A 13,464-nucleotide genomic window follows, 5' to 3' on the forward strand; every position below is an offset into this window, starting at 1 on the left:
AATGGAGAATCCAACTCATCGCGCCACAGAGGCCGTTAGCGCTTACCGGAACCACTTCGTCGGCCGGACGGGCCCGGCTGCACGAAGCATTGCGAACCGTCAGGAGCGACTCCTCGAGGATCCCGACGGCCTGGTAAACGTTCGTGGGCCGTACCTCCAGGCGCTCGACGTGCCCAACTGGAGCGACGAGTCCTGGCGGTCGTTCGCTTCGCGAGTGGGACTGAATCCACTCATCAGGAAGACGTTCGACGATTTGGGGTTTCGGCGCCTGTACGACTTCCAAGAGCGGAGCATCGAATCGATCCGTGACGGCCACGACACCGTCGTCACGGCAGCCACAGGTCGAGGGAAGACTGAAGCATGGCTAATCCCGATCCTTGATCGCATCTTAGAGAAGAAGCGTCGCGGCGATGGGGATGGCACAACCGCGACGCTAATCTATCCAACGAAGGCACTGGCGCAGGATCAGTTCAAGCGATTAGTCCAGTATCTCTACCGAATTAATGAGCAGTGGCCGACGAACCAGCAGATCACGATTGGGATCTATGACGGCGATACGCCAACGAATATGAGCGCGAACGCCCAGGGGTATCTCGAGTCGTCATTCAAATACACCGAATGTCCCGGTGCGAATGAGGATCTCGAGAAGTGCCGAAACTGTCGTCAGGGCGTTCACGTCCACAACAGCGGGCAGTCTTACGAACTTCGCCCGGAGAAGCGTCAGTGCACGGATGACGTACCACTCGATTTTATCCGATTAACCAAGCACTCGATCCTTACTGAGGGCGTCGACATCCTGCTGACGAACCCAGATACGATCAACATGAAGCTCGTGAACGTCAACGCACCTGACGAACACGAGACCTTCGTGTACGATCCCGAGTTCCTCGTGTTCGACGAGGTACACACCTATGACGGGTTGTTCGGGAGCTATACCGCCACGCTAACCAAGCGAATGCGCGCCCTCCGCGAGGATCGCGGGTGCGACGACCTTCAGGTGATCGCCAGCAGTGCGACCGTAGAGAACGACGTCGAACTGTTCCAGCAGATCAGCGGCGCAACGAAAGTAGAACACGTCGACGAGCAGTCTCGTTCCCTTGACGCACCATCGAAGGCAAGCATGCCGTCGGCGTTCACGGAGTCGACGCTTGCGGAGGAGGATTTACTCTCGTTCGCACGCGGGAAGCGAACTCCACCGTTGCTGGCTGACATCGACTTCGACATCGACGCGCAAGCACACGATGACGACCGGTTACTCGAACTTCTGGGCGACCACCTTTTCGACGCCATCGCCAACGAGGGCGCGGACACGTCGCCTGTCGTTGCCACTTTCCGAGTACTGCACGACGAACTCTCCTCTGAACCCCAGACCTACGAGGAGTTTCTCAAGTGGATTGCAGGGGAGTTTGACTTGACCGAGACTGAGGCCGAACGGGTGCTGGATAATTTCACCATCCTCGGGACGTTCTCCGGTCTCCTTGAGAACCGAACGCACCTCTTCTCGTGGCCAATTGACGGCTTCTACGCCTGTTCCGCCTGTGAGGCGGTGTACTCCGCGCCACAGGAGACCTGTCGGAACTGTAGTAACGGTTTCGTCACTCGAAGCACGTACTGTAGCCGCTGCGACGACGAGGCGTTGGTCGCGTGGTTTTGTCCGTCGTGTGAGCAACTGGATCCCTACATCCCGATCGAGGAGGGTGAACGCCGTACCGACGAGGAACATCACTGTCAGCGCTGTCTGGCGGCCCGCGATGAGGAGGTACGCTCGCTTCGGGTTACCTTTCAACCGACACTCGAGTGTGAGTCCTGCAGGGAACGGACGACGCGGTCGACGAGGGGATCCTGCTCCGAGTGTGCGACCAATCTCGTCCATGTCGGACCGGACCAGTACCGATGTCCAAATCCCGGTTGCGAGTCGAGCGTCGAGTATGACCCCGGCTGTCCCGACTGCGGCGGAGACCAGCGACCGGTCACGGGCGACGGTCCCGTCGACTGTCCCGGCTGTGGGCAATCGCATGAAGGGGCCGTGCCGGCAACCTGCGATTGCGGACGATCTCTGACACAGACGCGGTTACTCCCCTGGGTGTGTCGGAAAGACTCCTGCGACCGAGAGTACTTCGGTGATCCACCTGACACCTGCCCTTGCGGGTCATACACGTTTGCACGCGCGGGACTGTTCGAAGTACTCGCCGACTCGTACTGTGAGTCCTGCGAAACCAGCACCGTGGGAGATCCGACCTGTGACTGCGACGGGCCTGTCAGGACGCGAGAGACACCCTTCCAGGCCTATCAGACGGTTCAGCCAGACGGAGGCGTGCGAGCGGCGAGTTCGTTCTCGAGTGTTGCGCCCTGCACGCACCAGGGGCTGAACTACAACACGGATCGCCGGTACGACGAACTCGTTCGAGGGCCGGGGAACCTCGCGGTGACGACCAGCCAGTATCTTCTCCGACGAGTCGCCGACGAAGAGGGGCACAAAGCGGCCAAACTCCTCTCGTTTGCGGACTCCCACCGCGACATGAAGGAAGTCAACCGTGACTTCTCAGAGCCCGAAGCGGCGACGCTGATGGACCAGACGTTGGTCGAGGTCACTCGTCGGCACGAACCATGGATCGACGCTGAGACCGTCCTTGACGGCGCGATGGAACTGATCGAAGACCTCGGCAACGACCTGAAACCGCCTCAGGACGTTCGCGGGGTAGCCTTCGATATTGCCGAGGAACTCGTCGATGCCTCAAGACGGCACATGGACACCGAGGAGGCGGTCCGGGATCGACTCCGGCGCCGGCTGTATCCCCACAGCTATAGCGGTCGGTACGGGGAGTTCGGAGGTGCCCTCGCTGACGACGGACTAGTCGATGTCCGCCTTGATCCGGTCGTTCGCACGGAACTCTCTGCCGAGGAGCAAGGGATTGTGCAGGAACTCGTCAAGAACGGCTCTGGATGTTCGATCGAAAAGATCGATCCACCGGCCACGTCAACGGACGTTCGTGCCATCGTGGACGACCTCGATGATCGGCACGTGCTCGAGGCGGACGACGACTACGTCGAGTTCGATCCGAGTGCACTAGAGGCGACGCTCGCGGGTGACAGCGATGACTTGTATTACAGGCCGTCGAACGGCAGCTACGAGCAGACCATCGACGCGCAGTTCGGTGGACGAAGCGGTGACGCCGTCCCCTCGAGTGTATCAATCGATGCACTGGCAGACTCGGAGCACCCCCGGTTCACCGCTCGCGCGTACCGGACGACATACTCGCAGCCCCGCATGCTCGTTGGACAGGTCTACCACGGGATGACCGAGAAGAAGGAACGGCGCGAACTCGAGTACCTCTTCCGCGAAGGGAACCAGCCCCACTTTCTCTCGACAGGGCCAACGATGGAACTCGGCGTCGATATTGGCGACCTCGACGCGCTATTGCTGTACGGCACGCCGCCGAATATGAACGCATATCTGCAGCGAATCGGTCGCGCCGGACGAGACTCCGGATCCTCGCTCGTGCATTCGGTCAGCCAGCGCAACCCCATCGACTACTACTACTACGAGCAACCAGCGGACCTGATGGCCGCTGATCCGCAACCGGTCCCGCTCAAGGAGTACAATGAGGAGGTGCTCCGAGTCTCGCTGACGTGGGGCGTACTCGATTACGTCGCCGCGAACTTCGTCGTCCCGTGGGAGGTTGAGCGGCGCGGCCAATACGCATCGGTCAGTGGCGGTGGCGAATTCGAGCATCGTCAGCCCTCGTCCGACGACGATGCCGCAAAACTGACCCATGCGATGTCGGCACGGACGAAGGAACTCGGGCTACAGTCTCGGAACTCGAAGCTAGCCGCGCTAGGGACGGTGGTCCACGACTATGACCGAGAGATCCGAGAGCATCTCGAGCGACTGTTGGATCACCAGTACTGTGCCGAGTGCAACCGCAAGTACGACCGCGACGCCGACCGCGAGACCTGCGTCGACGATAACTGCTCGGGCGACCTCCACGACGCGCTGTCGGAGTTCGAGCACTTGATCGACGAGGCAGTCGAGCGGTTCGACGAGCGGTTCATTGACCATTACGGTGAGTACCGTCACGAACTCGAGGACGAACTCGAGAACGTCCAGCGCCGCTGGAGGGACCTCAAACGTGATCGTCGCCGGGCGAGTTCCGGCGAGGAGGCACGACGCATATCGGAGGAGCGTGCCACGCTCGCCGACCGGAAAGAAGCGCTCAGACGACGACTGGACCAGATCGAACGCATGTCATATCTCGACTTTCTGCGCGAGTCGCGCCAGAGTCGCTACGCGTTCAACATGCGGAGCGTGACGAATAACGTTGGTGTCGGCCTCGTCGACGCGGATGAGGACGGCTACTGGACCCGTAGCATCGGCGAAGACGACGGGCGGTCGATGCGGATGGCGATCAGCGAACTTCACCCTGGATCAGCGTACCTCGACGGCGGCGACGCATACGTGGTCTCCCAACTCTCGACCGACGAGTTCGCGTCGTCAGAACTTCGCGAGCGCGTTCGACGCAGCCAGGCGAGTGGACTGGCTGAGGAGTACGTTTGCCCTGCCTGCGGAGAGAGTCATGAGGATCCTGGGGATGCCTGCAACTGCGGCAGCGACGTGGACCTCCAGCGGCGTCGGTTAGTCGTCCCCGAGTCGGTGCGGGCCCACCGGTCTGATCTCCTGATGTCGGCAGACGGCAATCCTGCACGGACAATGTATCGGGAGCAGTCAAACGAGATCCAGAACACCTACGCCGAGCGGAAGACTGAGGTCCTCGAGTTCAACTCGGCCAAATGCTTCGATCTAACGGGCGAAGACGGCGAGCAACTGGGCACTGTCGAGTACGGAAGCATCGACGTATTACTCCACACGGATAGCTTCCGTGCGAAGTACAAGTCTGGCGAAATGGACGGCGAGACGACACCGTTCATGCTTTGTGGCGACGATGACTGCCCCGGGGTCGTCTATCGGGACGAGGATGACCAGTTGCACTGCAGCGCGAACGCAGACCACGGCCCTGCACACGACACTGGCTACGAACTGGTCCGACTCGGCTACGAGTACCAGACTGACGGGATTCGCGTCGATCTGGATGACACTGCCGAGGCGCACACGTTAGTTCATGGGTTCCGAGTTGCACTCCAGTATCTCGGTGGTGTAAGCATCCGCGAACTCTCGGAGGTCGTCCACGGTGACGGCGTCGTTGACCTGTTCGACGCCCAGGAGGGCGGTGCCGGGGTGACCGGGCTGTTGTTCGAGAGCGGCGACGGACGGGAGAATTTCGAGCAGGCAATTTCCCTTCTTCGCGAGCACTTCCAGTGTGACTGTGACGACGGCTGCCCCCTGTGCCTCTACCAGTACGGTTGCGACACACACAACCGGGGGAGTTCCTTCGATCGCGAGGGGTTATTCGAACGCCTCGATCAGGCTTCAACGGCTGTATTAGCAACTGACGGCGGCACAGGTATTGTGCGAACTAAACCGAACGAAGACATCCAAACTGACACATGAGCTCACGAGACGACACGATCGAACTCGCAGAACAGACGAAGCGAGCGTACGCAGAACACGTCGTCGCGTCCGGCCAGTCTCGGGTCCTCCGAGACGTCATCGACCGGTACGCGGAGACGGACGCCGACGAACCACTGGAGGAGGCAGTAACCTCGTTCACGCGGACACGAGGCCCCTTCCTCCAGGCGCTGGACCTCCCGCGACGGGGCCCCGACTGGGAGTCTTTCGCCGACAAAGTTGACCTACACGAGGATATCGTGCGTACGTTCACCGAGGCCGGGTTCGAGCACCTCTATGAATTCCAGGCCGAGACAATCCGGTCGGTCCTCAACGATGACCACACCTTGGTGACCGCGGGGACCGGCCGAGGAAAGACCGAGAGTTGGCTCGTCCCGATCCTCCAGTACATCTGTGAGGCAAAAGCTGGCGACCATCCCAACCATCCACCACAGAGCGTCAAGTGCATTCTGACCTATCCAACAAAGGCGCTCGCACAGGATCAGCTGAAACGTCTCATCGAGTACCTCTACGAACTTAACCGAAACCGAACGGGGACCGATCGCATCACGGTCGGCATCTTCGACGGTGACACGCCCCAGAACGACCCGCAGGAGTTCGAGTACCTGCAGACCGCCTACAAGTTCTTCGAGTGCCCCTGCGAACACTGCGACGGTTCGCTGACCGTCGAGCGGACCGAGGACGAGCGGTTCCGCGTCGACCACGACGCGACCGGGACACCGGAGGTCGATCTCGACTTTATTCGTCTTACCCGCGACGAGATCGTGACCGAGGAAGTCGACATCCTTCTGACGAACCCCGACACCGTCAACTACCGGTTGTTCAACGTCAACGAGACCGACGAGCAGTCGGCGTTCGTTGAGCAGCCGCGATTCGTCGTCTTCGACGAGATTCACGAGTACTCCGAGCTGTTCGGCGCGTTCACCACCGGGCTGATGCGACGCTACGCCCGGTCGCGACAGGAACTGCTCGACAACGACGCCATCGAGGACGATGATCTGCAGGTGATCGGTGCGAGCGCAACCGTTTCGAATCGTCGAGCCATCTTCAACCGAATTCTGCCGTTTACCGACCCGGAGACGTCGGTCGTGACCGAGAATCCGCAAACGCTCGACGCGCCGATGCCGACGACCGTTCCGGAGGCGTTCCGTTCGGACGCACTCGATGTCGAAGCGTTCGGGCAGGCGCTAGCCGACGGCAGTGAGTTGGGCCCAGTCGGTGAGAGGTTGCTTGCGATCACTAACGTCAACGTACCCGACGACCCGACACCGACAACCGCGCTTCGCCGGGTCGAGGACGCTCTCTACGAGCGGTTGCTTCACGGTGGGGGTGACGATCTCGACTTCGTTCGGGCGCTGTATGCTGAACTCTACGAGGATCCGCAGGAACTCGATGGACTGACCGAGACGATTGCCGCCGAACTCGACGTCGAGGAATCAGTCGCCACGACGATCCGAGAGAACTTCGTTGCCATCGGTCAGCTAGCGGGCGTCCTCGAGAGCCGGGTCCACCTGTTCTCTTGGCCCATCGACGGATACTACACTTGCCTGCACTGCGGGACGGTCTACGACACCCCCCGGAGCCAGTGTGTGGAGTGCGATCACCACTTCGTGACGAAATTCTCCTACTGCCGACACTGCGGGGAGGAGGCTTTGGAGTCCTGGTTCTGTCCTGCCTGTGAACGCCTCGAACCGCTCACGGTGACGTCCTCGGATGGACGATTCGAGTACTTCGATGTCCAGACCTGCAACTGCGACGAGGGGACCGAGAGCGAGACGGACATGATCCGCACGCTCTGGCGGCCATTCTACGAGTGCTCCGAGTGTGGTGACCGACAGAACCTCGACCGTGTGCGGCGGTGTACGTCCTGCGACGCCGAAGCACCGATGGTGCTTACGGATGATCGCAAGGCCTACGAGTGTACCAACCCCGACTGCGGTGCACGCACCGAGGCGACGGGCACCCACGAGTGCCAGTCCTGTTCGCACGAGGACCTCCACCCGCTCGTCGACGACACCCTCTACTGCGACGAGTGCGACGAGACCTACCCCGACACTGCTGGGGAACGCTGCTCCTGCGGCGGCGCCCTGCGACCCAAGCGCTTCCTTGGCTGGCAGTGCAGCGGCGAAGACTGTGACGCGGTCTATCTCGGCGAGGCCCCGCGGACCTGCGAGTGCGGAAAGCGGCGGTTCGCCCGCACCGCGCTGTTCGATCTCGATCGCGTCTCGCAGTGTCAGTCCTGCGAGCGCGAACTGTTCCCAGGACGGGAGTGCTTCTGCGATGACCCCGACATGAAGACCGTGCCGAAGGGATACAGGACCTACAAGATGGTCGATGAGCGCGGTTCGGTTCGCTCACCGACTGACTTCCCGGGGGCCGTACCCTGCTATGACAAGGGGAAATCGTACTCGAAGCACCGCCGCTACGAGTCGATGCTCCGTGGACCGGGCAACACTGCCGTGACTTCTTCGCAGTACCAGCTTCGGGCGTCGGCTGATCCCGACGACTCTGAGACGTTCGAGCGGGCCAAACTGCTCTCGTTCGCTGACAGTCAGAGCGACATGAAGGAACTGGCTCGGAACTTTGAGGACCCAGAGACGTCGCTGTTCTTCAGTCAGTTGACTGTCGAGGCCCTCGGGGAAGCCGACAACGACTGGGCGTCGCTCGCAGAACTCGGTGACCGTGTCTGGGCGGCCGTCTCCAAGTACGAGGAGATGCTGGAGACATCAGCTGACGCCCATCGCTCACCACTCGAGCGACGACTGACGGCGTACGACGAGTCCCTCGAGCGTTACGTCCGCGACGAGGTAGCTGCACGCCTGCTGTCCGGTCGGTTCAACAACCGCCGCCGAACACCTCGTCTCTCCAAAAACGGGTTGGTCGACATCCGCCTTGACGTCGACATCTCGTCGCTCGACGAGACGAAGCAGAAACTGCTCGCCGAGTTTCACAGCCAGAGCACGCACTACGTCTCCACACTGGCCGAGGAGATCGAGGGTGCGGGCCATCATGTCGAAGAACTGGTCGATGAGGGTGTCCTCGAAAAGCGAGATACGGACGGGAACATCGTCGTGGCACTAGCGCCCGATGCCGTCGAGATCGCGCTGTCCGATGAGTCGACACCGGTCAAGTACGACCCGGCAGCAGAGAGGTTCTACACAACGTTCGAACTGGCCTGCCGCGACGTTGAGTCCGACCTTGTCTCGTTCACCGACGACTATGTCGCACGGTCGGAGTTCTCCCATCCTCACTTTGATCGACTGGCATACCGTATCGACTCCTCAGACCCGATGATGTTGCTCAGCGACTCATACTTCGGGCAGACGGAGCGAGCTGATCGGCGCCGTCTGGAGTACCAGTTCCGTGAGGGACGACATCCTAACTTCCTCTCGTCAGGGCCCGCGATGGAGGTCGGCGTGGACATCGGCGATCTCGACTCGCTGTTGCTGTACGGGACACCCCCGAACACGAACTCGTATCTCCAGCGTGTGGGACGGGCCGGGCGAGACTCCGGATCCTCGCTCGTGCACTCGGTCAGCCAGCGCAACCCCATCGACTACTACTACTTCCGGCGGCCAGGAGAACTCATTCAGTCGGAGGCCCAGCCGGTGCCACTGAATGAAGTGAACCGTGAGGTCCTCCAACGGTCGCTCACATGGGCGGTCCTCGATGCGATAGCGGCGACACGGTGGATACCGTGGCGCCGCGAGATGAGCGCAATGAATGATCTATTCGTCTACGAAGAGGACGACGAAATCACCTCCTGCGCCGAGAAATCCCGTACAGACGTGACATTCAGCACGCTCTTAGCAAACGGATGTGGGCAACTCCAGCCCGGAGCATCCATCTCGCCCCTAGAGGCGTTACGCGAAGTGGTCCAAGAGGACACCGACGACCTGCATGAGTATCTTGCCGATATCGTGCGATTCAGCCCCTGCGACCGCTGCGGTCGCAAGCACGAAGCGGGGTATGAGGGCCCCTGTGCCGCCGACGACTGTGACGGCACGACGGTGTCGCTGCTCGATGAGTACGACGACCTCATCGCGGACGCTCTCGAGAGTTTCGAGCGGGATATTGTCGATCGGTACGTCGAGTTCGAGGACGGACTCTACGAGGAACTTGATCGCGTGGAGGACCGCATCAGCGATCTCCGGCGATCCTCCCGAAGCCGGCGACGCGGGCGGCGAGGCGACGAGTCGGAAACGGATCAGCGGGAGGAACTCGATCGACTTCGGGATCGCCGGACACGTCTGGACGAGTTCCTGATGCGACTCGAGAGCATGCAGTTCCAGACGTTCCTGAATCGGTACAGTGACGCCGCGTTCAGTCTTCGATCAGTCTCAGCCAGTGTGACCTACGATCTCATCGGCGATGGGTTCCAGTCGGCGACCAATGGCGAACTCGACCGCGACCGTCAGATAGCGCTCTCGGAACTCCATCCCGGCGCAGCGTATCTCCACGGCGACGACGAGACCTACATCGTCACCGAAGTCGTCGAGGACTCACACATGACTCAGGAAGTCCGGAAGAACGTCCCAGACGAGGCGGTTTGCCCTCGGTGTGGCGAGATCGAAGATATCGACGCTTCGCACTGTGAGCACTGCGGTGAGCGCCTGAAGCGACTCGAGACCGTCGTCCCGCGGCGCGTTCGGGCCTACAAGGACAGTCTCCCAATCGATCGCACAGCAGACGGAGGCGCGTTGACGTCCGCGGCGGTCTACCAAAGTCAGCAGGAAGAGATCCAAAACACGTACGCACCCGTAGATGATGAAGCAGTGTCGTTCGAACCCGCTGCGAGCCGTCAATTCCGCATTGTGACCGATAGCGGGGACCAAATCGGGACGCTGGAGCACGGGGACCTTCATCTCCGATCGTCGTCGACCCAATTCTTCGCCACGTACAAAGGCGGCGGTTCGGACGGACTCCCGACCGTCTTCGAACTCTGTGACCGCGATAATTGTTCTGGTGTAGTTGCGCGCACCGACGACACCGCTTACTGCCTGCAAAACCCCGAACACGATGTCAGTGATTCGAAAGCCATCCGCCTGGCCACAGAGTTCGAGACTGCTGGCGTCCGATTGCAAATGTCCTCCGAGGAACTCGAGCACACGCTCGTACACGGGTTCCGTGCGGCGCTGCAGTACATTGGCGGTGTCGGAGTCAGGAAAGTTCCCGAAACGATTGAAGAGGAAGGTACGTTCGTCTACGATGGTGATGAGGGTGGAAGCGGCATCAGCGTCCTCCTGACCCGGGGCTCCGATGGCGATATCGATGGGAACTTCCAGCGGGCGATGGAAATCATCTCCGAGACGTTGGACTGCGACTGTGAGGGCGGTTGTCCGTTCTGCCTCTACCAGTATGGCTGCACGAATCACAACGACCCCGACACCTTCGCCAAAGAACAACTCGTCGACCTCCTTGAGGAAGGACTCCGACTTGAGCCCGTCGACGGAGGGTCAGATGAGTAGAGACGTAGACGACGCTGCGACGCTCGCAATTGAGAATCCGACTCGGCTCTGGGGTGTTTCGCCTGAGAGCATCTACGCCGCCCTTGATGCGACCGCCCGCGGCCAGTCCGTAGAGGCCGCTCTCACCCGGTACCGACGGGTCGAACTGGCTGCCACAAACGAGGAGCGTGAACTCGAAATCCTCGTCTCGTTGCATAGACAGCTGTTGGTTGACCTTGGACTCGTCGACGCCGAAAAGGAGTCGACAGCAGATGTTGGCACGATCTCGGAAGTCGGCGCGCTCGTCCTGTGCGTCGACGAGCCCCGACTTCTCCTGCAAACACTCGCCGTCGCCAGGTGGCGGAGCGCCCGCCGCCTCCTCCGGGAGTGTCTGGTAATCGACGGTGAACTACCTAGGAAGGAGTACGACGGACTGCTCCGCAACGATTGGGAGGAAACCATCTTAACTCCCCTACTCGGTTCGTTCGGACTTCTGACTGTGTATCCGACTGGCGTGGACATCGCCGAACCGACTTCGGAAGCGGCACTCGAGGCGTACGACTCGATCTCGACGGACATTGCGAGGACATCGCTCTACCGTCATGTGCTCTCATCGGCAATGAATTTCGACGCCGTGACAGCAGCGGACCTCACGGATAAACTCCTTGACGCTGAACCTGACGGCGAGGTCGATACTGCAAACGTAATCGGGACGCTCGGAGAGGGGTACCCCCGTGCAATCGACCGTAATGCGATTCTTGAGGCGGCAAGCGAGGTGCGGGTAGAGTATGAGCAGTTGATCCAGCGATACCGCCGCTTGGCAACCAGTAATGTCTCGGTGCCGGAGCGAGCGGACGAGGTTTCTCGAGTCACGTCTGAGGATGTCGATCTGCCTTCCACTATTGCGTCGGTCGACGCAGTCTTGGATCTGGTCGCGACGATCACTGACGGCGACCTCGACCGGATCGATGCGGACTACGTCACCGACGCCCTCGACGCTGAACCATACGACTGCTACCGCGTGTTAAACGATGTTCCCGGACTCGAGTGCGAACTCGCGGATGAGACCATCGAAGTAGCGTGTGTTCCATCCGACGTTGCTGGGATGAGTCGTCACGACGAGTACGTCGAGTACCTGTTGGATCAGCATGCGACCGTCTCACAACGACTCGAATCGCTTTCGGATTCGGAGTTCGAACTCGAGGGACGATACACTGACTCAAACCTTGTCGATCGCCTCGATCGGCTCCAGGATCGGCAAGTTGCGCCGACGTACTTCGTGTACACGCTGATCGATCCCGAGTCCCTTGGTGAGGAGACGATGGACGACTACGTCGGCGATTCCCGAGGTCTCCGCCGCGAGCGTGCGCGTCTCCAACGGTGGCACGAAGATTATCCGAGTAGCCTTCGGTCGTATACGGCGATGACTGACCGTCTGTTCAGTATGGGACTAGAGGATGACTTGGAACACCGCGTTGTTCGGATCATGACGCCGTTCGACGACGATACGTTCAGTGAGTACGCCGCACAACTGCGGCGCCTCCTGGAGCACGGCTTCGAACTCCGCCTACTCACTCGGCATACGAAAAAGACCTGGGAGTGGCGTCGTCTCCGGGACAACCTGCTCGCGCAACTCGAATCGAACCGCGACAACGTCCGTATCCGGACCTACTCGCGCTTCAAGACTCATCAGCAGATCACTCACGACACAGACCTCCACGACCTTAGCGAGGTTGGTATTCACGGCAAACTCCACGTCATCGGCGCCCCCGACGAGGGTGCCGCACTGCTCGGCTCGGCGAACTTCATGGAGAACAGTTATCACTGGAACCCCGAGTGTGGCGTCTACACTGAGCAGTCCGCGTTCGTCGATAGTGCCACCGAGTTCTTCGATGTCGTCTGGGACATCGCCGAAGCCGACCAACTCTCGCTGGAGCGTTTACAGGAGATTCCTGAACGGCAGTTTATTCCAAGTTATTACAGTTAGTCGTTCTTGCTAACTTCTCTTCAACCGTCCTCGAAGGATCCTGGATGGTTCGGGGTGGATGTATGAACTGATGAAGGACCAGACACTTCCATACTTTTCGAAAACCGCCCCAAATTGAGGGAATCGGAAATAGAACGGTGATTAGCAGAGTAATCAAAAAGAAATCTTTGGCTCTGGTGAATCGCTAGACTCCGGCGACTTTCAACTCTATATCAGGTGCTCGATGCACTACTCTTGGACAATTCTGGCTTCAGTTTCCCCCGAATCTCTGCTGGCGAAACGATTGGACTCATTCACAGTGCCACTATGTAGGTCCAACCCAACGCCCTATGGCGATTCACCAGAGCCGAGATATTTCACGACCGTATACAGACCCTCTCATAGCCCGTGAGCGCTGAAACTGGCTCGAACCTAATGGACGACGAGCTCTACGTATCCGGTATTGAACCAACAAAACATCTCTTGGGGTACACACTCTTGGCGACGTTCTTAGAGGGACGTCCCAG

At 60.1% G+C, this 13,464-nt stretch carries 3 protein-coding genes; all 3 read left to right on the forward strand.

The features are described 5' to 3' along the window. Position 1 precedes the first annotated feature (1 nt). Genes BM348_RS20290 through BM348_RS22555 form a run of 3 tightly spaced genes read left to right on the forward strand, consistent with a single transcriptional unit; the run spans position 2 to position 12,958 of the window. The gene (locus BM348_RS20290) at positions 2-5,506 is read left to right on the forward strand and encodes a DEAD/DEAH box helicase (protein ID WP_092907901.1); all 5,505 of its coding nucleotides are present in this window, start codon (positions 2-4) and stop codon (positions 5,504-5,506) included. After that, positions 5,503-10,992, forward strand: coding sequence for a DEAD/DEAH box helicase (locus BM348_RS20295; protein WP_092907903.1), 5,490 nt, complete (start codon positions 5,503-5,505; stop codon positions 10,990-10,992). Before BM348_RS20290 ends, BM348_RS20295 begins: the two co-directional genes overlap by 4 nt. Then, positions 10,985-12,958: a phospholipase D-like domain-containing protein gene (locus BM348_RS22555; protein WP_394328122.1), complete on the forward strand. Its 1,974-nt coding sequence runs from the start codon at positions 10,985-10,987 to the stop codon at positions 12,956-12,958. Before BM348_RS20295 ends, BM348_RS22555 begins: the two co-directional genes overlap by 8 nt. Positions 12,959-13,464 lie beyond the last annotated feature (506 nt).

Origin of the sequence: Halostagnicola kamekurae (assembly GCF_900116205.1) — an archaeon.
Lineage (GTDB): Archaea > Halobacteriota > Halobacteria > Halobacteriales > Natrialbaceae > Halostagnicola > Halostagnicola kamekurae.